The 25,119-nt window shown below is 63.5% G+C and carries 23 protein-coding genes; 11 read left to right on the plus strand and 12 right to left on the minus strand.

The features are described from left to right. Positions 1–64 precede the first annotated feature (64 nt). The 4 genes from CAER_RS0122725 to CAER_RS0122740 all read right to left on the minus strand — a co-directional run bounded on the left by CAER_RS0122725 (position 65) and on the right by CAER_RS0122740 (position 3,945). The gene (locus CAER_RS0122725; RefSeq protein ID WP_027237523.1) at positions 65–757 is read right to left on the minus strand and encodes an aquaporin; all 693 of its coding nucleotides are present in this window, start codon (positions 755–757) and stop codon (positions 65–67) included. After that, positions 754–1,230 (minus strand): arsenate reductase ArsC, encoded by a 477-nt coding sequence (locus CAER_RS0122730; RefSeq protein ID WP_027237524.1) that lies wholly within the window; start codon positions 1,228–1,230, stop codon positions 754–756. Before CAER_RS0122730 ends, CAER_RS0122725 begins: the two co-directional genes overlap by 4 nt. A gap of 22 nt (positions 1,231–1,252) precedes the next feature. Next, positions 1,253–2,086 (minus strand): arsenate reductase/protein-tyrosine-phosphatase family protein, encoded by an 834-nt coding sequence (locus CAER_RS0122735; RefSeq protein ID WP_027237525.1) that lies wholly within the window; start codon positions 2,084–2,086, stop codon positions 1,253–1,255. A 71-nt stretch (positions 2,087–2,157) separates the two neighbouring features. Continuing rightward, positions 2,158–3,945 carry an extracellular solute-binding protein gene (locus tag CAER_RS0122740; protein WP_245597396.1) on the minus strand — a complete coding sequence of 596 codons (1,788 nt, stop codon included), beginning with the start codon at positions 3,943–3,945 and terminating at the stop codon, positions 2,158–2,160. 356 nt (positions 3,946–4,301) lie between these two features. On the opposite strand from CAER_RS0122740, the gene CAER_RS0122745 reads away from it, so the two are divergent. Further along, positions 4,302–5,075: a 3-hydroxybutyrate dehydrogenase gene (locus tag CAER_RS0122745; RefSeq protein ID WP_027237527.1), complete on the plus strand. Its 774-nt coding sequence runs from the start codon at positions 4,302–4,304 to the stop codon at positions 5,073–5,075. Between the two features lie 100 nt (positions 5,076–5,175). Continuing rightward, positions 5,176–6,204, plus strand: a complete 1,029-nt coding sequence (locus CAER_RS0122750; protein WP_027237528.1) for a patatin-like phospholipase family protein — start codon at positions 5,176–5,178, stop codon at positions 6,202–6,204. Here the strand turns inward: CAER_RS0122750 and CAER_RS0122755 are convergent. The 4 genes from CAER_RS0122755 to CAER_RS0122770 form a co-directional block, all read right to left on the minus strand. Continuing rightward, positions 6,201–6,917, minus strand: a complete 717-nt coding sequence (locus CAER_RS0122755; protein ID WP_027237529.1) for a DUF502 domain-containing protein — start codon at positions 6,915–6,917, stop codon at positions 6,201–6,203. The genes CAER_RS0122750 and CAER_RS0122755 overlap by 4 nt on opposite strands. 81 nt (positions 6,918–6,998) lie before the next feature. After that, a complete protein-coding gene (locus CAER_RS0122760) occupies positions 6,999–7,913 on the minus strand; it encodes a pseudouridine-5'-phosphate glycosidase (protein ID WP_027237530.1) in 915 nt (304 codons plus the stop codon). Then, positions 7,910–8,818, minus strand: a complete 909-nt coding sequence (locus CAER_RS0122765) for a PfkB family carbohydrate kinase (protein WP_027237531.1) — start codon at positions 8,816–8,818, stop codon at positions 7,910–7,912. The genes CAER_RS0122760 and CAER_RS0122765 overlap by 4 nt, the downstream gene beginning before the upstream one ends. 41 nt (positions 8,819–8,859) lie before the next feature. Beyond that, positions 8,860–9,669 carry a DUF4198 domain-containing protein gene (locus tag CAER_RS0122770; RefSeq protein WP_036797535.1) on the minus strand — a complete coding sequence of 270 codons (810 nt, stop codon included), beginning with the start codon at positions 9,667–9,669 and terminating at the stop codon, positions 8,860–8,862. Here CAER_RS0122770 and CAER_RS0122775 point away from each other — a divergent pair. Next, a complete protein-coding gene (locus CAER_RS0122775; RefSeq protein WP_027237533.1) occupies positions 9,668–10,819 on the plus strand; it encodes a HupE/UreJ family protein in 1,152 nt (383 codons plus the stop codon). The genes CAER_RS0122770 and CAER_RS0122775 overlap by 2 nt on opposite strands. 20 nt (positions 10,820–10,839) lie before the next feature. On the opposite strand, the gene CAER_RS0122780 is transcribed toward CAER_RS0122775, so the two are convergent. Beyond that, entirely contained in the window at positions 10,840–11,472 is a 633-nt protein-coding gene (locus tag CAER_RS0122780) for a thiamine phosphate synthase (RefSeq protein WP_027237534.1), read from the minus strand. 166 nt (positions 11,473–11,638) lie between these two features. Between CAER_RS0122780 and CAER_RS0122785 the strand changes: the two genes are divergently transcribed. The 3 genes from CAER_RS0122785 to CAER_RS0122795 are packed head-to-tail and all read left to right on the plus strand — an operon-like array spanning position 11,639 to position 15,070. Further along, the gene (locus CAER_RS0122785) at positions 11,639–12,391 is read left to right on the plus strand and encodes an RNA methyltransferase (protein WP_027237535.1); all 753 of its coding nucleotides are present in this window, start codon (positions 11,639–11,641) and stop codon (positions 12,389–12,391) included. A gap of 60 nt (positions 12,392–12,451) precedes the next feature. Continuing rightward, positions 12,452–13,597, plus strand: a complete 1,146-nt coding sequence (gene ctaA / locus CAER_RS0122790) for a heme A synthase (protein WP_027237536.1) — start codon at positions 12,452–12,454, stop codon at positions 13,595–13,597. Between the two features lie 3 nt (positions 13,598–13,600). Then, complete coding sequence (locus CAER_RS0122795; protein WP_027237537.1) at positions 13,601–15,070, plus strand: carboxypeptidase M32; 1,470 nt, start codon at positions 13,601–13,603, stop codon at positions 15,068–15,070. 191 nt (positions 15,071–15,261) lie between these two features. On the opposite strand, the gene CAER_RS0122800 is transcribed toward CAER_RS0122795, so the two are convergent. Both CAER_RS0122800 and gyrA read right to left on the minus strand, forming a co-directional pair. Continuing rightward, on the minus strand, positions 15,262–15,612 hold the full coding sequence (locus CAER_RS0122800) for a DUF6614 family protein (RefSeq protein WP_027237538.1): 351 nt from the start codon (positions 15,610–15,612) through the stop codon (positions 15,262–15,264). A gap of 128 nt (positions 15,613–15,740) precedes the next feature. Further along, positions 15,741–18,449: a DNA gyrase subunit A gene (gyrA, locus tag CAER_RS0122805; protein ID WP_036797538.1), complete on the minus strand. Its 2,709-nt coding sequence runs from the start codon at positions 18,447–18,449 to the stop codon at positions 15,741–15,743. A gap of 223 nt (positions 18,450–18,672) precedes the next feature. On the opposite strand from gyrA, the gene CAER_RS0122810 reads away from it, so the two are divergent. Next, on the plus strand, positions 18,673–18,942 hold the full coding sequence (locus tag CAER_RS0122810; protein WP_027237540.1) for an usg protein: 270 nt from the start codon (positions 18,673–18,675) through the stop codon (positions 18,940–18,942). Between the two features lie 181 nt (positions 18,943–19,123). Further along, complete coding sequence (locus CAER_RS0122815) at positions 19,124–20,251, plus strand: hypothetical protein (RefSeq protein ID WP_027237541.1); 1,128 nt, start codon at positions 19,124–19,126, stop codon at positions 20,249–20,251. 7 nt (positions 20,252–20,258) lie between these two features. On the opposite strand, the gene CAER_RS0122820 is transcribed toward CAER_RS0122815, so the two are convergent. Further along, positions 20,259–21,212, minus strand: a complete 954-nt coding sequence (locus CAER_RS0122820; protein ID WP_027237542.1) for a radical SAM protein — start codon at positions 21,210–21,212, stop codon at positions 20,259–20,261. Between the two features lie 140 nt (positions 21,213–21,352). Between CAER_RS0122820 and zwf the strand changes: the two genes are divergently transcribed. The 3 genes from zwf to pgi are packed head-to-tail and all read left to right on the plus strand — an operon-like array spanning position 21,353 to position 25,118. After that, positions 21,353–22,828 carry a glucose-6-phosphate dehydrogenase gene (gene zwf, locus CAER_RS0122825; RefSeq protein ID WP_027237543.1) on the plus strand — a complete coding sequence of 492 codons (1,476 nt, stop codon included), beginning with the start codon at positions 21,353–21,355 and terminating at the stop codon, positions 22,826–22,828. Then, entirely contained in the window at positions 22,825–23,496 is a 672-nt protein-coding gene (pgl, locus tag CAER_RS0122830) for a 6-phosphogluconolactonase (protein ID WP_027237544.1), read from the plus strand. Before zwf ends, pgl begins: the two co-directional genes overlap by 4 nt. Before the next feature lie 17 nt (positions 23,497–23,513). Next, the gene (gene pgi / locus CAER_RS0122835) at positions 23,514–25,118 is read left to right on the plus strand and encodes a glucose-6-phosphate isomerase (RefSeq protein ID WP_027237545.1); all 1,605 of its coding nucleotides are present in this window, start codon (positions 23,514–23,516) and stop codon (positions 25,116–25,118) included. Position 25,119 lies beyond the last annotated feature (1 nt).

Here is a 25,119-nt window from a genome sequence, read left to right on the forward strand (position 1 = left end):
TTTTTTGGACCCCCATGTTATCACTTTTCCGGCAATTTTGTAACGGCCCGCCGCGGGCGTCGGATCAGCCCTGCCGGGCTCGGCGGCTTTCCGCCGTGGCGGGAGGTTCGGCAAACAGGCGGGTCAGCACAACGTGGCCAATGCCGACCGCAATCAGCTGCATCGCGATGAACATCGGAATGTGGCCCGGATAGATCCCTGCGAAGGTATCGGTGAAGCCGCGCGCAATGGTCACCGCCGGATTGGCAAAGCTGGTGGAGGAGGTGAACCAATAGGCGCCGGTGATGTAGAGGCCAACCAGCGGGGGCACTGCGTCGGGACGCGACCGCAGCCCCCCGAAGATCACGAACAGCAGCCCGAAGGTGGCCAGGATCTCGGAAAACCACTGACCGCTGCCGGTGCGGTGCATGGTGGCTGAGCTTTGCAGAATTGCAAGGTCGAACATCGCATGGCAGGCCCAGACGCCAAGGATGCCGCCGGCTGTCTGCGCCAGCATATAGGGGGCCGCGGCGCTCCAGGGATGCTCGCGGCGCAGAGCAAAGGCGAGGGTCACCGCCGGATTGAAATGGGCGCCGGAGACCGGGCCCAGGGTGGTGATGATCACATAGAGCATACAGCCCGTGGCCACGGCATTGGCCAGCAGCGCCAAGGCGACGTTGCCGTCCGCAAGGGTCTCCGCCATGATGCCGGAGCCAACCACCCCAACCAGCAGCATCGCGGTGCCCAGGCCCTCGGCCAGAAGTTTCTGCGCGGTCATGCGATCTCTCCAATCCGCTTGAGCTGCTGCGACAGGTCTGCCGGGCTCATGGTTTCGAACGGCATCTCCAGCAGCGCCTTGGCGCGCTGTTCCAGCGTGGCATAGGCGGCGCGGAAGGCAGCGTCCCAGTCCGGCTGCGCAGCCGCTGCCGGATCTTCGACACCCCAATGGGCGCGCACCGGCGCGCCGGGCCAGACCGGGCAGGTTTCGCCCGCGGCAGAGGCGCAGACTGTGATCACCATATCCATCTCCGGCGCGCCTTCGGCGGCAAATTCATCCCAGCTTTTGGAGCGGGCACCGGAGGTGTCGTGGCCCAGTTCCTCAAGCAGCACCAGCGACTGCGGATGCACTTTGCCGGTTGGGTTGGAGCCTGCCGAATACGCCCGCACGCGGCCTGCGCCCAGAGTGTTGAAGATCGACTCCAGCAGGATCGAGCGTGCGGAGTTGCCGGTGCAGAGGACAAGAATGTTCATGGATGAGGACCGTTCTAAAAGGTTAGTCGGAAGAGTTCACGCGGCCGATATCGTCAACCCGGTGCTGAAGCGACATGCGGTCGAGGGTCTCAAAAGGCAGCGCCACAAAGGCTTTGATGCGGTTGCGCAGCAGACCATAGGCCTGCTGAAAGGCAAGGCGGCGTTCGGCGTCGGTGCCTGTGGCCTTGACCGGGTCGGCCAGGCCCCAGTGGGCGCTCATCGGCTGGCCGGGCCAGGCCGGGCATTCCTCGTTGGCGGCGTGGTCGCAGACAGTGAAGACGAAATCCATTTGCGGCGCCTCCGGGCTGGAAAACGCGCCTAGATCCTTGGCGCGCAGGCTGGCCGTGTCATACCCCTTGGCTTGCAGCAGCGCGGTCACTTCCGGCCGCGGCCCGGGCGACGGGCTGGTGCCCGCGGAATAGGCGCGGAACCTGCCGCCTCCCTCGCGGTTGAGAATGGCTTCGGCCGGCAGCGATCTGGCAGAATTGCCGGTGCAGATGAACAGCACGTTCAAAGGGCGGTCAGCGGTTGGCACCGGCATCGCCCCGGTGCCGGCAGTGGCGCAGATGTCGGGCCGGTTCTGGCAGCAGCCGGACAGCAGGTCATCGAACAGGCCGCGCAGCCCCGGCAGATCGGCAGTATACATCAGCGAGGTGCCGGTGCGGTGCTGGCTGATCAGCCCCGCTTGCTTAAGTACCGACAGGTAGGCAGAGGCTGTATTGGCCTTGAACGCCAGTGCCGCGGCAATCTCTCCGGCGGGCACGGCATCCGGATAGCGGCGCATCAGCAGGCGGAACAGGGCCAGCCGGTTGGGATGCGCAAGGGCGCTGAGCTTGTCTGCGATCTCTATTTCCATAATTCGCGAAATATGGAAATAGAGATCATCTGTCAACACACTCTGCACCGTTGTACCCGGGATTCAGACGGTCAGTCGGCCTCGTACCACCAGACTTCCGGCATGAAACCGGTGCGGTCGCCATAGACCGGTAGCTTGTCCGGATAGCGCATCTCTTTGATATGGGCGATCCGCCCCACATCGAAGCTCCAGAACGGGATCACGTAACGCCCCGCGGTCAGGACCCGGTCCAGCGCCCGCACGGCGGCGGTGAATTCCTCGGGCGCCTTGGCGGTCAGCATCGCGTCGATCATCGCTTCGGCAGCGGGGCTGTCCATCCCCATCAGGTTGCGGCTGCCGGGCTGGGTCACGCCGTCGCTGCCCCAGTAGTAACGCTGCTCGTTGCCGGGGCTCAGCGACAGCTCCCGGCGGTAGCGGGTGAGGTCGAAGTCATAGGCGTTTTCGCGTTCGACATATTGCGCGTTGTCGACGGTTTCGGCGGTCAGGGCAATGCCAAGGCGTTCCAGCGCGCGGGCATAGATTTCCGTCACCGTCTTCATCTCGCCGTCACCCTGGCGGATCAGGACGGTCAGGTCCAGCGCCCGTCCATCCCTGTTGCGCAGCACGCCATCGGTCACAGTCCAGCCCGCATCTTCCAGCAATTTCATGGCTTTGCGCAGGTTACTGCGGTTTCGTTTGCTGCTGTCGCCCTGGGGCAGCGCATAGCCTTCCAGTGTGCCGGGCAGCAGGCTGCCCGCGAACGGCTCCAGCAGCGCCCGGACCTTGCCGCTGGCCGCCCCCGGCTGCATTCCCAGCGCAGAGCCAGAGAAATAGGAGGTGATCCGCGGCTGCACGCCGCCGGTCACGGTGCCGTTGATGTATTCGAAATTAAAAGCCAGCAGCAGCGCCTCGCGCACGCGCCAGTCGTCCAGCGGCGCGCGGCGGGTATTCATCACCAGCCCGGTCATGCCGGAGGGGCGCTGATGCGGGATCTCGCTTTTGACCACATCGCCGCGGGTGACCGCCGGGAAGCTGTAGGCGCTGTCCCATTTGTCGGCATTGAACTCGCGCAGCGCGCTCAACTCGCCGGCCTTGAAGGCTTCGAACAGAACGGTCTGGTCGCCGAAAAAGTCGATGCGCAATTCGTCGAAATTCCGGGTGCCGCGCTGCAGGGGCAAGTCCTTGCCCCAATAGTCCGGGTTGCGGCGCAGGGTGACAAAGCGGCCCGGCTCATAGGCGCTGACCACATAGGCGCCGGTGCCGATGGGCGCGCCGTTGACTTCGTCCGTGCCGAACTCCTTGCCCTCCCACTGCGCCTTTTTCAGGATCGGCCGCATGCCGGCGATCAGGGCTAGCTCGCGGTCCTCAACATTGAAGGTCAGGCGCAGGCTGCGCGGGCCGGTCTGTTCAATGCGGTCCACCTTGGTCCAGAACCCGCGGTAGCGGGGGTGCCCGCGGGTGCCCAGAGTTTCGTAGGACCAGATCACATCCTCGATGGTGACCGGGCTGCCATCGGAGAATCGCGCCTCCTCCCGCAGGGTGAATTCCACCCAGGAGCGGTCTTCAGGTGTCTCCACCGATTCGGCCAGAAGGCCGTAAAGGGTGAACGGCTCGTCCCACGAACGGCCCATCAGGCTTTCGTAACTCCAGAACCTCAGCTGCCACGGAGAGGTGCCTTTCAGGGTGAACGGGTTCAGCGAGTCAAAGCCGCCGGTGTTGCCGAAGACAACCTTGCCGCCCTTGGGGGCGTCGGGGTTGGCATAGGGCAAAGACACAAAATCCGGTGGCAGGGCGGGGTCCCCGTACATAGCTATGCCATGTGCCGATTCTGCGTGGGCGGAATTCGCGGCAAATGCCAAGGTGATTCCAGCCAGCGCCATGCGAAGATTCAGGAAATTTTCTTTTCGCAGTTTCACAACAATCCCGCTCTGCCCTTATTTTCTTGCCTCTGCACGCTACGTGCGCTTTTTCGTCTTTTCAAACTTTTAGCTTGGACGAAAGCCGGAAATTGCTTATAAAGAGATCACTGCTCGATAGGTTTCTTGCCTGTATGAAACCTGCCTCAATAACTAACGCCCGCCTTGTGCGGGCGTTTTTTTCTTGCGGTGTTTTGCTTCTGCGCTGACCTCAATTGCCCCTGCGTTCCGCCGGGCGGCTCCGTAGTCTTACGCGTTCCCTTTGCATCTGCAGCATGGCACAGTGGCGGCAGTTTGATTGAGTCAAAGCGGAGAAACTGATGTCCTTGCAAGGGAAGACTGCCGTCGTCACCGGATCGAATTCAGGCATTGGCCTGGGGGTTGCACGCGAAATGGCGCGGGCAGGGGCCAACGTGGTGCTGAATTCCTTCACCGACCGGGAGGAGGACCACGCGCTGGCAGCAGAGCTGGCCCGTGAATTCAGCGTCAAGGCTCAGTACATTCAGGCCGACATGTCCAAGGGCGCCGACTGCCGGGCGCTGGTTGAAAAGGCCGGCGCCTGCGATATCCTGATCAACAACGCAGGCATCCAGCATGTCTCGCCGATTGATGAGTTCCCGCAGGACAAGTGGGACGCGATCATCGCCATCAACATGACCTCGAACTTCCACACCATGGCCGCAGCCCTGCCCGGGATGCGGGCGGCAGGCTGGGGGCGGATCGTCAATATCGCCTCGGCGCACGGGCTGACCGCCTCTCCCTATAAATCGGCCTATGTGGCGGCCAAGCATGGCGTGGTGGGCATGACCAAGACCGTGGCGCTGGAAACCGCGGAGGAGCCGATCACCTGCAACGCGATCTGTCCGGGTTATGTGCTGACGCCGCTGGTGGAGGCGCAGATCCCCGACACCATGGAGAAATACAACATGGGCCGGGAAGAGGTGATCAAGAAGGTGATGCTGGAGCGCCAGCCGAGCCGCGAGTTTGCCACCGTGGAGCAGTTGGGCGGCACCGCTGTGTTCCTGTGCTCGGACGCGGCGGCGCAGATCACCGGCACCGCGATCAGCGTCGACGGCGGCTGGACCGCGCTGTAACGGCCAAAGCCAGGGCGGGAGGGGGCCAGCCCCCTCTTGCCCCTTGGGGGGCAACGCACCCCCGGGATATTTCCGGCCAGATGAAGAGGCGGATCAGGACATGACTGTTAGAATTAATCTGGCCTTGCAGGGCGGCGGCGCGCATGGGGCGTTTACCTGGGGGGTGCTGGACCGCCTGCTGGAGGATGAGGGGATCGAGGTCGCCGGGATCACCGGCACCTCTGCCGGTGCGCTCAACGGGGCTGCCTTTAAGGCTGGCATGGTGCATGGCGGCCGCCTGGGCGCCAAGGAGGCGCTGGACGGCTTGTGGCGGCGCATGGGGGCCGTGGGGGATATGCGGTTTGCCCATTGGCTGACCCGGTTTGACGCGGTTGCCTGGGCTGGCGCCTGGGAGGCCGCCATGCCGTTTTCCCCGATGGAGACCCTGAGCCAGGCGATTTCCCCCTATCACTATGGGCCGTTCTACCAGAACCCGCTGCGCGAGGTGGTGGAAGCCTTCAACTATTCTGAAGTCTGCGCAAACGACGGTCCGGAGCTGTTTGTTTGCGCGACCTGCGTTCGCACCGGCAAGATCCGCATCTTTGAAGGGCAGGAGATCAGCACGGACGCAATCCTGGCCTCCGCCTGCCTGCCGGATATGTTCCAGGCCGTGGAGATCGAAGATCCGGAAACCGGCCGCATGGAAGCCTATTGGGACGGCGGCTATACCGGCAACCCGGCCCTGTTTCCGTTGTTCCGGGAGCCGCTGCCGGGGGATGTGGTCGTCGTGAACATCAACCCGCTGGAGCGTGAGGACATCCCGAGGACGCCGCAGCAGATCCGCAACCGGGTGAATGAGATCAGCTTCAACTCCTCGCTGCTGCGGGAGCTGCGGGCCATCAGCTTTGTCCAGCGGCTGCTGGCGGACGGCACGCTGCAGCCGGGGCGGATGAAACAGGTGCGGGTTCACATGATCGCGGACGACGCCTTGATGACCCAGCTGTCGGTCACAACCAAGCTGATCCCGGTGCCGCAGATCCTGGCGCGGCTGAAACAGGCGGGGCGGGACGCGGCAGAGGAGTTTTTGGCCCGCGACCGGGAAAACCTCGGGGTGCAGTCTTCTGCCAATTTGCCTGCGATGTTCGGCTAGGCGTTTTCTTTTTCGAGCGCCTTGGTCTTCTTACCGTTGTCCAGCGGTTTCGCGGGATCCTTGGGGTTCGGATAAACCAGGCCCGCCGAGATCACCAGCTTGGCGGAATCTTCCACCGACATGTCGAGCTCGATCACGTCTTCCTCGGGCACGAACAGCAGGAAGCCCGAGGTCGGGTTCGGGGTGGTCGGGAGGAAGACGCTCACCAGCCCGCCGCTGGTTTCGGCCCGTTTGGCAATCTCACCCTTGGCGGTGGTGGAAATAAAACCGATCGCCCAGATGCCCTTGCGCGGGTATTGCACCAGGCAGGCCTTTTCGAAACTGCGTTCCGATTGGGCAAAGACGGTTTCGGAGATTTGCTTGATGCCCGAATAGACGGTGCGCACCACCGGCATCCGGTCCACCAGGCTTTCAGCAAAGCTGATCAGCGAGCGCCCGAGGATGCCCTTGGCGATCCAGCCGACCACGATCGTGAACAGCAGAAAGATAATCAGCCCGACACCGCGCAGGTTGATGCCGATGTACTGCTCGGGCCGGAAAGTGGTTGGCACCAGCGGCAGCACCACGCTGTCGATCCAGCCCATCACCGACCACAAGAGCCAGATGGTCAGCCCCACCGGGGCGATGACGACAATCCCGGTAAAAAAGGAGGCGCGCAGACTGGCAAACAGTCCGCGGCGGCGGTGAGGTTCATCGTCGAAAGGCGTTGTCATAGGTCTGCTTTTTCTGAAATTCCGAATGGAACCTATGCACTGTTCGGGGGCGGAGCAATGGTTTCCGCCCCCGAATTCATCTCATTGCGGCAGTTTGTTGAGTTCCTGTGCGATCTTTGCCGCCAAGCGGGCATTGTTGCGCACCAGGGCGATGTTCGCGGTGAGCGAGCGGCCCTCTGTCAGCTCGAAAATGCGGGCCAGCAGGAAGGGGGTCACATCCTTGCCGGCAATGCCTTCGGCGTCGGCTTCGGATTGGGCCTGAGCGATCACCGGCGCCAGATCTTCGGCAGCGATCTGGTCGTCTGCCGGGATCGGGTTGGCCACCAGCTGGCCGCCCGGCAGGCCCATCGCCTGACGGGTGGCGTGGGCGCGGGCGATCTCCTCCGGCGCATCCATGCGCAGCGGCGCCTTCAGGTCCGATTGGGCAGACCAGAAGGCCGGGAAGCTGTCCTGACCGTAAGCAATCACCGGCACGCCCTGGGTTTCCAGCACTTCCAGCGTCTTGGGCAGGTCCAGGATCGCCTTGGCGCCTGCGGCCACCACTGTCACAGGGGTCTGCGCCAGCTCCATCAGGTCGGCGGAGATGTCAAAAGAGGTTTCGGCGCCTTTATGAACGCCGCCGATGCCGCCGGTGGCAAAAACGGAAATGCCTGCCAGCCGCGCCGCAATCATGGTCGCCGCAACCGTGGTCGCGCCGGTGCCGCCGGTGGCGATACAGGCGGGCATATCCGCGCGGGAGATCTTGGCAACGCCTGTGGCCTGGCCCAGCGATTGCAGCTGATCGGGCTCCAGTCCCACATGCAGCACGCCCCCGATCACCGCCATGGTGGCGGGCACGGCGCCGGCATCGCGGATGTCCTGCTCCACCTGCGCCGCAACCTCGACGTTTTGCGGATAGGGCATGCCGTGAGTGATAATGGTGCTTTCCAGCGCTACAATGGCATGGCCTTCAGCCTTGGCAGCCTGGACCTCGGACGAATACTGAATGTCGATCACAGCGGGGGTTCTCCTGAAACATAGGTTGCCGCAGCCTTGAGGGCTGAGGCCAATGCGGTTTTGCGGTCTTCGCCCCGTGCCTCGGCAACGATATGGGCGGCCATGAAGGTATCGCCTGCGCCGGTCACCCGGGCGACCGTTACGCGGGGCGGGTGCAGGGTGATGGTGCCCTTGGCGTCCGCCACGGTGGCAGAGGAGCCGCCATCGGTGACCAGCACCCGTGCTGCGCCGCGGTCGAGCATTGCCTGTGCCGCGGTTTCGCTGTCCGTGAACTCCGCCTGGCACAGGATGCCGGCCTCTTCCAGGTTCACGTAAAGCGTGCCGCGGGTGCGGGTCAGGAACGGGCGCAGCCGTTCCGCCTTGCCCGGCGAGGCAGGCGCGACGCGCAGGTCGGCCTTGGCAAAGGCCGGGCTGGCAACGATGTCATCCAAGAGCGACAGGGTCAGGTTGCCGTCCAGCGCCACCTGGCCCTGGTAGGGCGCATCGTCGGTGCCGAGCGAGCCGTCCGACAGCGGCCGCAGGATCTTGTCGCCCGCGGCCTCCAGCGAATGCGCGTCGGCAATGGCGGCGATCAGCCCGTTGGCGCCCTCCACCGCCATGTAACGGTCGGTGGGCAGGTCCTCGGAGCGGTAGATATGGTCGGTGATCAGCCCGAAATGGCCGCAGGCGTGGATCAGCTCGTCGCCTTCCGGGTCGCGGCCGACGGCGGTCAGCAGTGCGGGCTGGACGCCGAACCGGGCCAGCGTCATGGCGATGTTCATGGCAACCCCGCCGGGCAGGCGGGTGATGCGGCCGGGCATATCCGAGCCGCGCTGCATTTCCGTGGTGCAGCGGCCGATGATGTCCCAAAGGACCGACCCGATGCACAGAATGGCGGGGGGCTGTGAGGCGGAGGCTTGTGTCATATCGACCTATTGCCGCCTTTGCCGCACCTCTGCAAGCGGCTTCACCGCGCAGGCACCGCAAAGGTCAGGGCGGCCCACAGGCTTTCCCATACGTAATCTTCGCCGTCCGGGGCAGGGCGCAAGACAACGGCGTCCAGCAGATAGCTGTGCCCGGGCGCCACGCTAACAACGGTCTCACCCTTCGCATCCGTCAGCCGGGTTGTGACAGCAACGCTGCCATCCGGGGCCTTGGCAAACACCTCGACCTGGGCCTGGGGCCGCGGCTTTCCCTGATAAAGCACCCGGACCGGCAGCCCCTCGTCCAGGCTGTCGGTATAGGGGTTGGCCAAGGCGATGATCTCAGTCTCAAGCCCGGTGGCGGCATCCGACCCGCGGCCGTCTCCAATCGCCACCAGAGATTTGGCGTAGCGGGTGTATTGCTCGCTGAAGCCCGCATCCGGAAGCCCGCGGTCCTGGTGCCGGGTACGGATATCCCCAAACGCCTTATGGTCGATGAAAGCCTGAAAGTCCTCCCAGGTGTCATAGGTCAGCGTTTGCGGCTGCGTTTGGTGGATCAGCACCGCCAGCCCGTCTTGCGCCATTTCTGCGCTAAAGGCGGGCATGTCTCCCATGCGCCCCTGGTACGGCGCGGCGGCTCCGCCCTGCATCACCTCAAACCGGGCGATCCGGTGATCCAGATAAGGTTGCTCGGCGCCGTTGAAGGCCTGGCCGTTGTGCAGCCTTGCCACCACAGGGGCCCCGGAAACCTCTTGATATTTCTCCGGCTCGATCCAAAACTCGTGGGATAATACCGGCATGGCCCCAAAGACCAGCCCGGAACAGAGAATTGAGCAGAACAGGCGGTATTGCATGAACGGATCCTTGGCTGTCGGTCGCGGCTTTCATTGGCTGCGGATCCTATTTGCGCTGCTGCTCTGCTGGGTTGCAATAGCTGCGGCAAGCGCCCGCGCACATGAGGTCACCCCGGCAATTGCCGATTTCACCATCGAGGACGGGCGGATCACCCTGCAGGTGCGGCTGAACGCCGAGGCCTTCGTCGCGGGCATCAATCTGGACGGGCTGGCGGATACGAACCAGACCGCGCAAGCCGCCGATTACGACGAACTGCGCGCGCTGGGCGCAGAAGAGCTGGAACCGATGGTGCAGCTCTTTGCCGAAGAATGGCTGGAGACCTTTTCCCTGCTTGCCGGCGGCCCGGTGGAACTGAGCGTTACCCGGATCACAATCCCGGAGGTGGGCGACGCCAGCCTGCCGCGCGCCTCAGTTCTGGTGTTCGGCGGTGAAACCCCTCCGCAGGCCCAAAGCCTGCGCATAGCCTGGCCTGCGGGGTCCGGCGGGGTGGTGCTGCGGCAGAACGGGGTGGCGGAACCCTACACCGGCTACCTGCAGGGAGGAGAGACGTCGCCGCCGATCCCGCTGGGGGGCGGTGCAGCCAAGACGCCGGTCGAGGCCTTCATGGAATACATCCCCGTCGGCTTTACCCACATCCTGCCCAAGGGGCTGGACCACATCCTGTTTGTGCTGGGGCTGTTTTTCCTCAGCCCGCGGTTAAAGCCGCTGCTGCTGCAGGTCAGCGTGTTTACCGTTGCCCATACCATCACCCTGGCGCTGGGCGCGCTGGGCATGGTGTCTGTCAGCGCCGCCATCGTCGAACCGCTGATTGCGCTGTCGATTGTCTTTGTCGCGGTTGAGAACATCTTTGCCCGCAAGCTGCACAGCTGGCGCACATTCGTGATCTTCGGCTTCGGCCTGCTGCACGGTCTGGGCTTTGCCTCTGTGCTGGGGGCGTTCGGCCTGCCGGCAAACCAGTTTCTGCCCGCGCTGATCGGGTTCAATGTTGGGGTAGAGCTGGGCCAGCTTGCCGTAATCGCGGCCGCCTATCTGGGCGTGCGCCTGTGGTTCGGGCGGCATCCCAAGTACCGCGGCCGGGTGGCAATCCCGGCCTCTGTCACCATAGCAATGATCGGCGGCTACTGGTTTGTGGAGCGGGTGTTCCTATAACTTAACTGCCCGCCAAGGCGTCAGCCCATCGCCCGCATCAGCGTCTTGAGCGCCGCCAGAGGATCTTCCGCGTGCCAGATCTCATCCCCGATGCCAAAGAAGTCGGTATAGGGGGCGATGCCGCGCACCAGATCCTCGGTCAGCCCGCCCTCGGCCACCACCGGAACCTCGATCATTTTCGACCACCATTCGAACAGATCGGCCTCTGCCCGCGCGCCGTCGCCCAGGCCGGATGTGCCCACGGGGCCAAAGCTCACGTAATCCGCGCCCGCCTCGCCGGCCACCATGCCGTCGTGCTGGGAGGCGCCGCAGAAACAGCCGACAATCGCATCCGGCCCCAGCGCCTTGCGCGCGGCCCGCACAGACTTCGATGCATCGGTCAAATGCACGCCGTCCAGCCCCAGCCGTTCCGCCAAAATCTGATGGTCCGAGATCACCAGCGCCACGTCACGCTCCATGGTGACCTCCCGCAGGGCATCGCCCGCGCGGCTGAGGGTGTCCTGATCACGGCTGGCCAGATCCAGGCGCACGCAGGCGACGTCGACCTCATCCAGAACCCGCGCCAGCAGAACAGGGAATTTGCCCAGCTCGAAACTCGGCGGGGAGATCAGGTAGATCTGCGGCTGCTCCGGTGCGTCAGCAGGGCTTCCCATGGCGGTGCTCCATTGTTCAGGCGATTGGACGGTGTTTAGCCGATTTGCCGCCGGACGCAAGGATTTGCGGCGGTGAAGACCCGGTTATTGCGCCCCAAACCCGCGCTGGACCTTGCCCCGCCGCCGCGCGGGCAGTACAGCAGTGCCGATTTTGCCGGAGAACACGATGCCCACCGATACGCCCCAGCCCGCCTTTGTCCTTGTCCGCCCGCAGATGGGCGAGAATATCGGTGCTGCGGCGCGGGCGATGTGGAACTTCGGGCTGGACCGGATGCGCATCGTGGCGCCGCGCGACGGCTGGCCGAACCCCAAGGCGGTGGCGATGTCCTCCGGCGCGGGCCGTCTGCTGGACGAGGCGCAGCTGTGCGCGGATGTGCCCGAGGCGCTGGGCGACTGCACCTATGTGTTCGCCACCACCGCCCGCCAGCGCGGCCTGACCAAGCCGGTCTACAGCCCCGAGCGCGCCATGCAGATCGCGGCGGAGAAGATCGCGGCGGGCGAGAAGGTCGCGGTGATGTTCGGGCCTGAGCGCGCGGGCCTGGAAAACGAGGATATCGCCAAGGCCAACGCCATCATCTCGGTGCCGGTGAACCCGCTCTATGCCTCCCTGAACCTGGGCCAATGCGTTCTGCTGACCGGCTATGAGTGGATGCGCCAGTCCGGCGATGTGGTGCATGAAACCACCGACCTGGGCCGCAAGGGCGACTGGGCCACCGGCGTCGAGGTCGAGAAACTGGTGGAGCACTACGAGGAGCGTTTGGACGAAGCGGGCTTCTTCTATCCGCCGGAGAAGGCCGAAGGCATGAAGACCAACCTGCGCAACCTGTGGTCCCGGATGCGGATGACCCGCTCCGACGTGCAGATGCTGCACGGGATCATGCGGCAGATGGTCCGCTGGAAAGATCGGGGCGGCGAATAAGCCGCTCTGGACCTTTAGATTTCCCGCCCCTAGCTTGGCACCACAGACAAAGAGGCAAGCATGAGCAAGCGCAGCATTTTCGAAGAGGTCGAGGGCGAAAAGACAGACGCGCCCGCGGCGCAGCCCGGACTGATCGACCGCGGCCGCGGCGGCGCCCGCAAGGCGATCCGCGCCTGGCTGATGGTGCTGTTTGCGCTTGTGGTTGCAATGATCGTGGTGGGCGGGCTGACGCGGCTCACAGACTCTGGCCTGTCGATTACCGAATGGCGCCCCGTGACGGGAGCCATCCCGCCGATGTCCGAAACGGAATGGCAGGCTGAATTCGACAAGTACAAGGAAATCGACCAGTGGCGCATCCAGAATCAGTGGATGGAACTGTCTGATTTCAAAGAGATCTACTGGTGGGAATGGGGCCACCGCCAGCTGGGCCGTTTCATTGGCCTGGTCTGGGCGGTTGGCTTCCTTGGCTTCCTTGCGGCCCGCAAGATCCCGGCGGGCTGGATCGGCCGGCTGCTGCTGCCTGGCCTTCTGGGCGGCTTTCAGGGCGCCATCGGCTGGTGGATGGTGGCCTCTGGCGTCACCCAGGGCGAGGGGATGACTGCGGTGGCCTCCTACCGGCTGGCGGTGCACCTGGGGCTGGCCTTTGTGATCCTCGGTTTCATCGCCTGGTACGTGCTGATGCTGGGCCGCGAGGAGCGCGAGCTGATGCAGGCGCGCCGCGCCAAGGAGGCGAAGCTGTTCGGCCTGTCCACCGGCCTGATGCATTTTGCCTTCCTGCAGATCCTGCTGGGGGCGCTGGTGGCGGGCATTGACGCGGGCCGTTCCTATACCGACTGGCCGCTGATGGGCGGGCAGGTGATCCCGCCGAACCCCTTTATGATCGAGCCCCTGTGGAAGAACTTCTTTGAAAACCCGGGGCTGGTGCAGTTCATCCACCGGGTGGCGGGCTATCTGCTGTTTGCCTTTGCCGTGGTGGCCTGGCTGCGCGGGCGCAGCTCTGCCCATGCGCGCACCCGCTTTGCCTTTAACGCCGTTTTTGCGGCGTTGTCCGTGCAGGTGCTGCTGGGGATCATCACCGTGGTCTATGCCGCGCCGCTGCACGCCGCGATCACGCATCAGCTGGTGGCGATCGGCGTCTGGGTGCTGATCCTGCGCGCCCGCTTCCTGTCGTCCTATCCCATTGCAACCTCGATCAAGGATCACTGACCCATGAGCGCATTTAACGAACTGATGGCCTTCCAGCGCGAAACCCAGGCGCTGGGGCAGATTGCGGGCCGTCTGGGCTGGGATCAGGAAACCGTGATGCCGCGCGGGGCCGCGCCGCAGCGGGGCGAGGAAATGGCCGCGATCGAGGCGGTGCTGCATGCCCGCCGCTCCGACCCGCGGGTGGCGGAGTGGCTGGAGCAGGCGGTTGCCCCGGATGAGGCTGGTGAAGCCCAGCTGCGCGAGATCCGCCGCAGCTATGAACGCACCGTCAAGGTGCCCGCCGATCTGGCCAAGAAGATCGCCCAGGTCACCTCCGAGGCGCAGGGCAAATGGGCTGCTGCGCGCGTGGATGAGGATGTTGCCGCCTTTCTGCCGGTGCTGGAGGAAGTTGTTGCCCTGAAGCGCGAGGAAGGCCAGGCGCTGGCAGCTGGCGGCGACGTCTATGACGCCATGGTCGAGGATTACGAGCCCGGCATGACCGGCGCCGGGATCGCGGAGATATTTGACGCCATGCGCCCCGGCCTGGTGGAGCTGCGTGCCAAGGTGCTGGACAAGCCCGCGCCAAAGGGGCTGGCGGGAACCTTCGACGAAGCCGCGCAGATGAAGCTCACCCGCAAGATTGCCAGGGTCTTCGGCTATGACATGGCGCATGGCCGGGTCGATAAGGCGGTGCACCCGTTCAGCTCCGGCTCCGGGCTGGATGTGCGGATCACCACCCGGACCAGCGGGACCGACCCGTTCAACTGCTTTTATTCGACCATCCATGAGGTCGGCCACGGCGCCTATGAGCAGAATATCAGCCGTGATTATCTGCTGACCCCGCTGGGCAGCGGCGTTTCGATGGGCGTGCATGAAAGCCAAAGCCGGATTTATGAGAACCAGATCGGCCGCAGCCGGGCGTTCACCGGCTGGCTGTTCCAGGAGATGAAAGCGGCCTTTGGCGATTTCGGGATTGCCGATGCGGACGCCTTCTATGCGGCCGTCAACGCGGTGCATAAGGGCTATATCCGGACGGAAGCGGATGAGCTGCAATACAACCTCCATATCATGATGCGGTTCGGCCTGGAGCGCGCGCTGATGAGCGGCGACCTGGCGGTGAAGGATCTGGAAGCCGCCTGGAACGACCGGTTCGAGGCGGATTTCGGCTATGCCGTCGACAAACCTTCGCACGGCTGTTTGCAGGATGTGCACTGGTCGGTGGGTCTGTTCGGCTATTTCCCGACGTACAGCCTGGGCAATGTCTATGCCGGCTGCCTGTACCAGGCGCTGCGCCGGGATGTGCCGGGCCTGGATGCACAGCTGGCCGAGGGCAATACCGAAGGCGCGACCGGATGGCTGAAGGAGAACCTGCAGCAGCACGGCGGCTTGCGCAGTCCGCGCGAGACCATCGTCCATGCTTCCGGCATGGAGCCGGGCCATGCCCCGCTGCTGGCCTACCTCGAAGAAAAGTTCAGCCTGCTCTACGACCTCTGAAGCACGCCGGGTTTCGGCCTAACCCCTATCCGGGGCAGCGGAAATTCAGCTGCCCCGGAAATGCCGCATTCCACGTTTATTCTCAGCGCCACATGGGGATGTGAGTAAGAGAGTAAAGTTATGCATACAGCCGTAGCCTACCTGATCTTTGCCAGCTTCGTGCTGGCACCAAACCTGATCTGAGGCCGCCCTCAGATCAGCGCCATGCGTTCGGCCCGCTCAGGGTCCGGGAAGGGGCGGTAGAGGCCGATCTCCGCACCGGAGATCAGCGCCGTGACATGCGAATAGAGCTTTTCCACTTCCTCGTCGTGTTCGCCGAGAACGCGGAAGGCCTGATCCAGCTGCGTCATGTCCCGGAATTCGATTTCCAGCAGAAAATCCCGGCAATTGTCGCTGGCCAGATTCAGCTTGCGCCGCAGAAGCCGCCAGCCCAGCACGACGCCGCGTTCCTGCAGATAACTCATCCACTGGTCCACCGCACTGGCAAAGCTCAGCGCCTTGGCTTCGTGATGCAGGTCAATAGAGCAGTGATACAAGTTCATGGGGCATCCCCTTGCTGAGAAAACGGAACTTGCCCGCAAGGATGCCAGAAACCCGTTAGGGGGCCGTTAACAAAGCGAACGCCGCCCTGGCAACAGGACGGCGCTCATTGTTTCAAGGCGGACGGGGCTTATTCCTCGCCGCCGTCCTCTTCCTCGCCGTTCTCGGCAATCCAGGCGACAGAGACCACTTCTTCGCCCTTGCCGGTGTTGAACACCCGCACGCCGCCGGCCGAACGCGACCGGAAGGAGATGCCATCGACCGGCACCCGGATCGACTGTCCCTTGGAGGTGGCCAGCATGATCTGGTCGTCCATCTCAACCGGGAAGGAGGCGACGATTTCACCGCCGCGCATGGCCTTGTCCATCGCGGTGACACCCATGCCGCCGCGGCCGCGGACCGGGTAGTCATGCGACGAGGACAGCTTGCCCGAGCCGCCGGTGGTGATGGTCAGGATCAGGTTCTCAGCCGCCGACATCTCTGCATAAAGCTCAGTCGAGAAGTTCGGATCCTCGGGCGCGTCCTCATCGGTGGTTTCCGCATCGTCGGTCAGACCGGCCATCGCCCGGCGCATCTTGAGGTAGGCGGTGCGCTGTTCCGGCGTGTACTTGGAGTGGCGGATCACCGACATGGAGACCACGCTGTCCTCGCCGGTCAGCCTGATGCCGCGGACACCGGTGGATTCACGCGAGTTGAACACCCGCACGTCGGTGGAGCGGAAGCGGATGGCGCGGCCCGAGTTGGTGAACAGCATCACATCGTCATCTTCCGAGCAGATGCGCACGTTCACCAGTTTGACGGAGCCGTCTTCCGGCAGTTTCATTGCGATCTTGCCGTTGCGGCGGACGTTGGTGAAGTCGGACAGCCGGTTGCGGCGCACGTCGCCGCCGGAGGTCGCAAAGACCACCTGCAGGTTTTCCCACTCCTCATCCGGCACATCGACCGGCATGATGGCGGCGATGGACACCCCGGTCGGGATCGGCAGGATGTTGACGATCGCCTTGCCCTTGGAGGTGCGGCCGCCCTGCGGCAGGCGCCAGGTCTTGAGCTTGTAGACCATGCCGTCAGTGGTGAAGAACAGGAGCTGGGTGTGGGTGTTGGCCACAAACAGCGTGGTCACCACGTCCTCTTCCTTGGTCTGCATGCCGCTGAGGCCCTTTCCGCCGCGCTTCTGGGCGCGGAAGTCGGCCAGCGGGGTCCGCTTGATGTAGCCGCCGGAGGTCACGGTCACCACCATGTCCTCGCGCTCGATCAGGTCCTCGTCCTCCATGTCGCCGGACCAGTCGACGATCTGGGTGCGGCGCGGCACGGCGAAGTTGTCGCGCACCTCGCGCAGCTCGTCCGAAATGATGCCCATAATGCGTTCGCGCGACGACAGAATCTCAAGGTATTCCTTGATCTTTGATGCCAGTTCTTCCAGTTCGTCGGTGACTTCCTTGACGCCGATCTGGGTCAGACGCTGCAGGCGCAGTTCCAGGATGGCACGGGCCTGGGTCTCGGACAGGTTATAGGTACCGTCGTCGTTCATCTTGTGGGTCGGGTCGTCGATCAGGCGGATGTAGTCCGCAATCTCGGCGGCCGGCCAGCGCCGGGTCATCAGTTTTTCGCGCGCTTCTGCCGCGTCCGCCGAAGAGCGGATGGTTGCCACGATTTCATCGACATTGGAGACCGCAACAGCCAGGCCGCACAGGATGTGGCTGCGCTCACGCGCTTTGCGCAGCAGGTGCGCGGTGCGGCGGGCGACAACATCCTCCCGGAAATCAATGAAGGAGGTCAGAAACCTGCGCAGCGTCAGCTGCTCCGGCCGGCCGCCGTTCAGCGCCAGCATGTTGCAGCCGAACGAGGTCTGCATCGGGGAGAAACGGTAAAGCTGGTTCAGCACCACTTCGGGCGTCGCGTCGCGCTTCAGCTCGACCACCACCCGCACGCCGTTGCGGTCGGATTCATCCTGAACGTGGGAGACGCCCTCGATCTTTTTCTCGCGGACCTGCTCGGCGATCTTTTCGATCATCGCGGCCTTGTTCACCTGATAGGGAATCTCGTCCACGACAATGGCATAGCGGTCCTTGCGGATCTCCTCCACGCGGGTCTTGGCGCGGATGATCACGCTGCCGCGGCCCTCCAGGTACGCCTTGCGCGCGCCGGAGCGGCCCAGCATCAGCGCGCCGGTCGGGAAGTCGGGGCCGGGGATGTAGTCGATCAGCTGCTCGCTGGTCAGGTCCGGGTCCTCGATCAGCGCCAGGGTTGCATCGACCACTTCGCCCAGGTTGTGCGGCGGGATGTTGGTGGCCATGCCAACCGCGATACCGCCGGCGCCGTTGACCAGCATGTTCGGGAAACGGGCCGGGAGCACGGTCGGCTCGCGGTCCTTGCCGTCGTAGTTGTCCTGGAAATCGACGGTCTCTTTCTCGATGTCCGCCAGGATCGCCGCGGCGGGCTTGTCCATGCGGACCTCGGTGTAGCGCATGGCCGCCGGGTTGTCGCCGTCCATCGAGCCGAAGTTGCCCTGGCCGTCCAGAAGCGGCAGCGACATCGAGAAGTCCTGCGCCATCCGCACCAGCGCGTCATAGATCGCAGAGTCGCCGTGCGGGTGGTATTTACCCATCACGTCGCCCACGGGACGGGCCGACTTGCGGTAGGCCTTGTCATGGGTGTTGCCGGATTCGTGCATCGCATAGAGAATGCGGCGGTGAACCGGTTTCAGGCCGTCCCGCAGGTCCGGGATGGCACGGCTGACAATGACCGACATCGCATAGTCGAGATAGGAGTTGCGCATCTCGGCTTCGATGGAAACGGTCGGCCCATCATATGCCGGGCGTTCCGGCATGTTTTCTTCCATATTTTCAGGAGTTTCCGGCGTATCGCTCACGTTGGCTGCCCGCTCTTTCTTATGGCTCTATATATTGTGTTCGCACCCTATCAGATACCGTATATGCGGCGCAAGCAAACAGCCCGGAAAGCCGCAATCAGTCCGTTCACGCGATGGTAACGCACTGTTTTTGGGGAAATTAACCATTTCCAGCCTAGCATCAACAAGAGGGGGCAAAGATTGGAGGCTGAAAATGGAGACCAGCGAAACCGAGCTGATGCTGAAAGGATACGGGCTGACCACAGCGGAATTCACCTATCATATGCCGGACCATATCCATGTCCTGAACACGTTTGTCTGGCAGCAGTACGACCTTGCGCCGGACCACCCGCGGCTGTTTGAGTTCATCGAATTCTGGCAGCGCGAGATTGAGGGGCCGCTGCATTCGGTGCGGTTCAATCACCGCAAAATGATCAGCCCCGGCGAATGGCGCAACGTGGTCGGGGAATTCCAGATCCACTAGGCCATCCTGTCCGGAAGGCAACAGGCAAGCCCCCGAACCGCCGGGCTGTTCCTTGGCTATTGCGGGAACCAAAGCGCGGCCTTACTCCTATGCGTGTTAAAAAGTCTGGTGCCGCATGGCAGCGCCGGACAGCGCCAGACGGTGGCGGGCAGTCAATAAGCAGGCAATACGGCAGGAATTCATGCGCACATATATTTTGGGAAACCAGTTCGAGAACGCACTGGTGGCCACGTCAACCATCCGCGAGAGCCTGTATGGCCGGGATGGTGACGACACGTTTTCGATCTATCATTATGACAATGGCACCTATGTGTATCCCGATCTGTCGGACCGGTTTTTCGGCGGCGCCGGCGATGATAAGATCAGTTCGCTCAATTTCGACCTGACGGCGGACAGCACGCTGCGCGATTACAGCCAGCTCAGCTTTCATGGCGGGGCCGGGTATGACACCGTTTCTTCGCAGATCGACGTGCAGATTACCGGCGGCTTCACCCTGGATCTGTCGCAGATTGCGACAAGCGTGCGGTCGGTCGAACATTGGGATTACGGCATTGATTTGGGCACCAGCACCGGCGACGGGGATTTCGTTATCCGCTCCGGCCGGCAGGATGACACGCTGGACATCCGCCAGCGGGAAGCGGCGGAGGACGCGCGCGTCACGGTCAAGACCCTGGCCGGGAACGACCATGTTGAATACTCCACCGTCAAGAACGTCAGCGATCTGCGTGTGAACACTGGTGCAGGCAACGACTATTTTGAGTTCAACGGTTTCTGGAACGTCACCGCTAGCGTTCGCGTCTCCACCGGCAAAGGTAATGACACGGTGGTCATCAACGGAACCACCATCTCCTATCCCGACGGCTTGACTGCGAACATCCGTACCGGTGGCGGCGCCGATACGATCGTTCTGGAAGGGATGCACTCAGAGCGTCTGAAATCGGGCGGGGGGGACGATGACATCTACGTTCTGACCGGGAGCTTCAGCAATGCGGCCGACACGATTTCGACCGGGGCGGGCAAGGACGAGCTGTTCATCGAGCTGGACGCCTATTCCACGGTTGCGGTTCTGGATGATTTCTCGGCCCAGGACGATGTGTTCGTGTTTGACGCTGACGAAGCCGGCGGAACCATCTCCCGCAACACTGACGTGACCTTTGACAGGTCGGAGTGGGAGAACGCCAGCGAAGACCGGCTGTACATGAGCAACGCCGAGAACAAGCTGTATTACGGAGATAACGTGCTGGTGGACTTCACCACCGACGTGACGTTGAGCGCCGCCAATTTCACCACCGGCGACTGGGAGTACTGAAGACCCCTCAGGAGGAGCAGCTGGCCCCCCCAAGGACACAGAACTTGGCGCAATGGGGGTGGTTCAGCTGCACCGGATGCTCGGCCTCGGCCAGGGTCGTGCCCAATTCGAACTCAGGCGCGTAGGGCAGCAGCGTGCAGGCCAGAACGGCGGGTGTCTCTGCGCCTTTGCGCTTGACCACCATCCGCGACGAGGCGCACATGACGCTGTCCGGCGACTTGTTAAGGATACCCCAGCAAGCACTTGTGATTTCGGGAACTTCCACGGTTTCGTCCATCTCCGGGAACAGCACTGTCTGGCCCGGATCCTGCGCGTCGATGGCAAAGCCATGCGCGGCAAACAGTGCGGCATACCCGGCGCGGGCCTGCGCTTCGCTTTCCGACCAGACGGTGCGGCCGGCCACGGCCATCCGGAAGCCATTGTCGCGCAGCCATTCCATGCCTTCGATGGTCTTGGCAAAGCTGCCGCTGCCGCGTTCCTTGTCGTGCAGTTCGGCGCTGTGGTGGTCGACGGAGATCCGCAGGGTCAGCTTGCCGGCAAATTGCTCATGCAGGTCCAACAGTCCGGCTTTCACTGTCTTGCGCATCATCGGGCGCATGGCGTTGGTCAGGATGAGCACCTCAAAACCGCGCTCCAGCGCGGCGCGGGCCATGCCGGTCATCTCGGGGTTCATGAAGGGTTCGCCGCCGGTGAACCCGATTTCCCGGACCGGCCAGCTGCGCTCCGCAATCTGATCCAGATAGCCTTGCACCTCGGCCTCGGTCAGATAGACCAGCGCATCGTTGGTGGGGGAGCTCAGGATATAGCAGTTGCTGCATTCGATATTGCACAGCGTGCCGGTGTTGAACCACAGGGTTTCCGGGCGGCTGAGCGGCACAGAGGCGCGTTGCTGACCATCTGCCGTCACGTAAGCGTCTTGAAACTTGCCTAGGTTCGCGACGGGTTTTTGCAGGTCTTTCATGCAGATGTCCTCTGGGGCAGTTCCTTTCGCCGGAAGCTACCTTATACTGGGCCCGAAATGAAAGCAGCCGGGCGGGCACATGACAGGGATGTGAGCGGCAGTGTGCCGCGCCTGCACCGGCTTAGACAGGAAGAACAATAATGGTTTCGCGTGTCATACCGGTCGACCCGTTTGACCTGGTGGTTTTTGGCGGCACTGGCGATCTGGCGCAGCGCAAGATCCTGCCGGCGCTGTTCCGCCGCCACTGCGCCGGGCAGCTGCCCGGCGGCGAGCGGATAATCGGCGCCGCGCGGACCGCCATGAGCAGCGCGGATTACCGCACCGTCGTGGCAGAATCGATCCGCGAGCACGCGGGCCCCAAGGCCTGCGGCGGCGGTGCGCTGGAGTCGTTCCTGGAACGGGTCAGTTACGTCGCGCTGGATGCCTTGGGCGAGGCGGGCTGGCAGCAGCTTTGCCGCGCGCTGGAGGGGGCGGGGGATGAGCGGGTCCGCATGTTCTATTTCTCCGTCGGGCCGGGCCTGTTCGGGCCGCTGGCGGAACGGCTGCACCGGTATGGCCTGGCTACGGCGCACACCCGGATCGTGGTGGAGAAACCCTTTGGCCGCGATCTGGCCTCCGCGCGGGAGCTGAACCGGACGCTCGCCAGCCATTTCGACGAAGGCCAGATCTACCGGATCGACCATTACCTGGGCAAAGAGACCGTGCAGAACCTGATGGCGGTCCGGTTCGGCAACATGCTGTTCGAACCGCTGTGGAACAGCCAGTATGTCGACCACATTCAGATCACTGTGGCCGAAACCGTCGGTGTTGAAGGGCGCGAGGAGTATTATGAGCGCGCCGGCGCCATGCGGGACATGATGCAGAACCATCTGATGCAGCTGTTGTGCCTGATCGCGATGGAGCCGCCGGCCAAATTCGACCCGGACGCGGTGCGCGACGAAAAGCTCAAGGTGATCCGGGCGCTGGACCCGGTTGAACCGCACCATATTGTGCGCGGCCAGTACCAGGCCAGCCTGGACCCGGAGGCGCCGCATCCGTCCTACCGCGGGCTGGTCAACAACCCGCGCAGCACGACCGAAAGCTATGTGGCGCTGAAGGCGCATATCAGCAACTGGCGGTGGGCGGGCACGCCGTTCTACCTGCGCACCGGCAAGCGGCTGGTGAACCGGTCCTCGGTGATCAACGTGATGTTCAAGGACGCGCCGCATTCGATTTTCGGCGCCGAGGCAGGCCGCCATGCCAACCATCTGAAGATCCGCCTGCAGCCGAATGAAGGCATTACCCTGAGCGTGACCATCAAGGAGCCGGGGCAGGGCGGGATGCGGCTGATTGATGTGCCTCTGGACATGAGCTTTGCCGAGGCGCTGGGGCCGGAAGGCGGCGATCCGCCAGATGCCTACGAACGGCTGATCATGGATGTTGTGCGCGGCAACCAGACGTTGTTCATGAGAGGCGACGAGGTGGAGGCCGCCTGGGCCTGGACCGATCCGCTGATTGCGGGCTGGAAGTCCCGGGGAGATGTGCCTAAACCTTATGAAAGCGGCAGTACCGGACCGGGGGATGCCGATTTGCTTATGCGCCGCGACGGGCGTGAATGGAGGGGGATAAACCCATGAAATTCAACGAATACCCTGACCAGGACATGCTGGCGATTGAAGTCGCGAATGAAATTGCCGGAGACCTGAAAACACATCTTCTGCACCATGACACAGCCTCCTTTGCGGTCGCCGGCGGCACCACGCCCGGGCTCATCTTTGACGATCTTTGTGCGGCGGATATCGAATGGGACCGGGTGCATGTGATGGCGACCGATGAACGCTGGGTGCCGCAGGAGCATGCGCGCTCAAACGCGGCGATGATCCGCAGCCGGCTGCTGCAGGACCGGGCATCTGTGGCCCAATTCATGCCGTTCCACATCCCGGAACGCGAACCGGAGGATGTGCTGGCGGAACTCGAAAGCCGGGTGGTTCCGGAGCTGCCGCTGTCGGTGCTGCTGCTGGGTATGGGCGAGGATATGCACACCGCGTCCCTGTTTCCCGGCGCCGCAGGAATTGTGGCAGCGCTGGAGCCGGATGCGCCTGCACTCACCGTCATGCGTCCGGACAGCCAGCCGGAAGCCCGGGTCAGTCTGACCGCCCGTGTGCTGGATGGCGCGATCGCGAAACACCTGGTGATTTTTGGCGATGCCAAACGGCGGGCGCTTGAACGGGCCGTGTCGCTGCCGCCGGAAACTGCGCCAGTCCAGGCTGTGTTGTCCGAGGTCTCCGTTCATTGGGCACCTTGATTTCAGGAAAGTTAACTATGTTCGATGCCTTGAAGACGCTGCATGCCGAGAAATGCGGCGGGAAAATTCCTGAGCTGTTTGAAAACGACCCGCAGCGTGCCAGCGCCTTCAGCGTGCGGTTCGAAACGCTGCTGTTCGATTATTCCAAGACCCGGATCACTGCGAAGGTGCGCGAGGGCCTGGTCGCACTGTGCGAGGCGCAGGACGTCGCCGGGCGGCGCGCGGCGATGTTCGGCGGCGGTCTGATCAACGAGACCGAACAGCGCGCTGTGCTGCATACCGCTTTGCGCGATCCGGACGGGCCGGAGATGCTGGTCGATGGAGAGGACGTGCGCGCGCCCTTGCGGAAAACGCTGGAGCGGATGGAGGACCTGGCGCGCCGGGTGCGCTCCGGCGCCTTGGCCGGACCGGGCGGCACCTTCACCGATGTGGTCAACATCGGCATTGGCGGATCCGACCTGGGGCCGGTGATGGCAACGCTGGCGCTGGCGCCCTATCATGACGGCCCGCGCTGCCATTTTGTGTCCAACGTCGACGGCGCCCACATTCATGACATCCTGCAACGGATTGATCCCAAAACAACTTTGGTGATCGTCGCCTCCAAGACATTTACTACCGTTGAAACCATGACCAATGCCGCCACGGCGCGGCGCTGGGTAGAGGACGGCGGCGGCGACCCGGCGCGCCAGTTTCTGGCGCTGTCGACCTCCGAGGAAGAGACAGCCGCCTTCGGCATTCCGCGCAAGCATGTGTTTGGCTTTGAGGATTGGGTTGGCGGCCGCTATTCGGTCTGGGGGCCGATCGGGCTGAGCCTGATGCTGGCGGTCGGGCCGGAGCATTTCCGGGATTTTCTGGCGGGCGGCAAGTCGATGGATGACCACTTCCGCGCGGCGCCCTGGGAACAGAACATGCCGGTGATGCTGGCGCTGACCGGGATCTGGCACCATCAGGTCTGCGGTTACCCGACCCGCGCCGTGCTGCCCTATGACCAGCGGCTGCGGCGGCTGCCGGCGTACCTGCAGCAGCTGGAGATGGAATCAAACGGCAAATCCGTTGCTATGGACGGCACGCCGCTGCCTTACAATTCCGGCCCGGTTGTCTGGGGGGAGCCCGGAACCAACGGCCAGCACGCCTTTTACCAGCTGCTGCATCAGGGCACCACGGTGGTGCCGGCGGAATTTCTGGTCGCGGCCAAGGGGCATGAGCCGGAACTGGACCAGCATCACCAGCTGCTTGTGGTGAACTGCCTGGCGCAATCCGAGGCGCTGATGCGCGGCCGCAGCCTGGAAGAAGCCTGCGCGCTGATGAAGGCTGAAGGCTATGAAGGCGCTGAGCTGGAGCGGCAGGCGCGGCACCGGGTGTTCCCGGGCAACCGGCCCTCCACCACGCTGGTGTACCCGCAGCTGACGCCCCATGTGCTGGGCCAGATCATCGCGCTTTATGAACACCGGGTGTTCGTCGAGGGCGTGATTTTGGGCATCAACTCCTTTGATCAATGGGGCGTGGAGCTGGGCAAGGAACTGGCCGATTCCCTGCTGCCGCTGCTGCGCGGCCAGGGGTCTGCGGACGGGAAGGACGGGTCAACCCGTGCCCTTCTCAAATTTGTTCAGGACGCGCAATAAG

The sequence above is a fragment of the Leisingera caerulea DSM 24564 genome (genome assembly GCF_000473325.1).
Lineage (GTDB): Bacteria > Pseudomonadota > Alphaproteobacteria > Rhodobacterales > Rhodobacteraceae > Leisingera > Leisingera caerulea.

Bases quoted from the DNA above. Each gene is read 5' to 3' on its own strand.
- pgl (WP_027237544.1), top strand. From the start codon at position 22,825: ATGAAATTCAACGAATACCCTGACCAGGACATGCTGGCGATTGAAGTC.
- ctaA (WP_027237536.1), top strand. From the start codon at position 12,452: ATGAGCAAGCGCAGCATTTTCGAAGAGGTCGAGGGCGAAAAGACAGAC.
- CAER_RS0122780 (WP_027237534.1), bottom strand. From the start codon at position 11,472: ATGGGAAGCCCTGCTGACGCACCGGAGCAGCCGCAGATCTACCTGATC.
- CAER_RS0122755 (WP_027237529.1), bottom strand. From the start codon at position 6,917: ATGACAACGCCTTTCGACGATGAACCTCACCGCCGCCGCGGACTGTTT.
- CAER_RS0122775 (WP_027237533.1), top strand. From the start codon at position 9,668: ATGAACGGATCCTTGGCTGTCGGTCGCGGCTTTCATTGGCTGCGGATC.
- gyrA (WP_036797538.1), bottom strand. From the start codon at position 18,449: ATGGAAGAAAACATGCCGGAACGCCCGGCATATGATGGGCCGACCGTT.
- CAER_RS0122785 (WP_027237535.1), top strand. From the start codon at position 11,639: ATGCCCACCGATACGCCCCAGCCCGCCTTTGTCCTTGTCCGCCCGCAG.
- CAER_RS0122800 (WP_027237538.1), bottom strand. From the start codon at position 15,612: ATGAACTTGTATCACTGCTCTATTGACCTGCATCACGAAGCCAAGGCG.
- CAER_RS0122750 (WP_027237528.1), top strand. From the start codon at position 5,176: ATGACTGTTAGAATTAATCTGGCCTTGCAGGGCGGCGGCGCGCATGGG.
- CAER_RS0122745 (WP_027237527.1), top strand. From the start codon at position 4,302: ATGTCCTTGCAAGGGAAGACTGCCGTCGTCACCGGATCGAATTCAGGC.
- CAER_RS0122795 (WP_027237537.1), top strand. From the start codon at position 13,601: ATGAGCGCATTTAACGAACTGATGGCCTTCCAGCGCGAAACCCAGGCG.
- CAER_RS0122730 (WP_027237524.1), bottom strand. From the start codon at position 1,230: ATGAACATTCTTGTCCTCTGCACCGGCAACTCCGCACGCTCGATCCTG.
- CAER_RS0122810 (WP_027237540.1), top strand. From the start codon at position 18,673: ATGGAGACCAGCGAAACCGAGCTGATGCTGAAAGGATACGGGCTGACC.
- zwf (WP_027237543.1), top strand. From the start codon at position 21,353: ATGGTTTCGCGTGTCATACCGGTCGACCCGTTTGACCTGGTGGTTTTT.
- CAER_RS0122820 (WP_027237542.1), bottom strand. From the start codon at position 21,212: ATGAAAGACCTGCAAAAACCCGTCGCGAACCTAGGCAAGTTTCAAGAC.
- CAER_RS0122735 (WP_027237525.1), bottom strand. From the start codon at position 2,086: ATGGAAATAGAGATCGCAGACAAGCTCAGCGCCCTTGCGCATCCCAAC.
- CAER_RS0122815 (WP_027237541.1), top strand. From the start codon at position 19,124: ATGCGCACATATATTTTGGGAAACCAGTTCGAGAACGCACTGGTGGCC.
- CAER_RS0122770 (WP_036797535.1), bottom strand. From the start codon at position 9,669: ATGCAATACCGCCTGTTCTGCTCAATTCTCTGTTCCGGGCTGGTCTTT.
- pgi (WP_027237545.1), top strand. From the start codon at position 23,514: ATGTTCGATGCCTTGAAGACGCTGCATGCCGAGAAATGCGGCGGGAAA.
- CAER_RS0122765 (WP_027237531.1), bottom strand. From the start codon at position 8,818: ATGACACAAGCCTCCGCCTCACAGCCCCCCGCCATTCTGTGCATCGGG.
- CAER_RS0122740 (WP_245597396.1), bottom strand. From the start codon at position 3,945: ATGGCGCTGGCTGGAATCACCTTGGCATTTGCCGCGAATTCCGCCCAC.
- CAER_RS0122725 (WP_027237523.1), bottom strand. From the start codon at position 757: ATGACCGCGCAGAAACTTCTGGCCGAGGGCCTGGGCACCGCGATGCTG.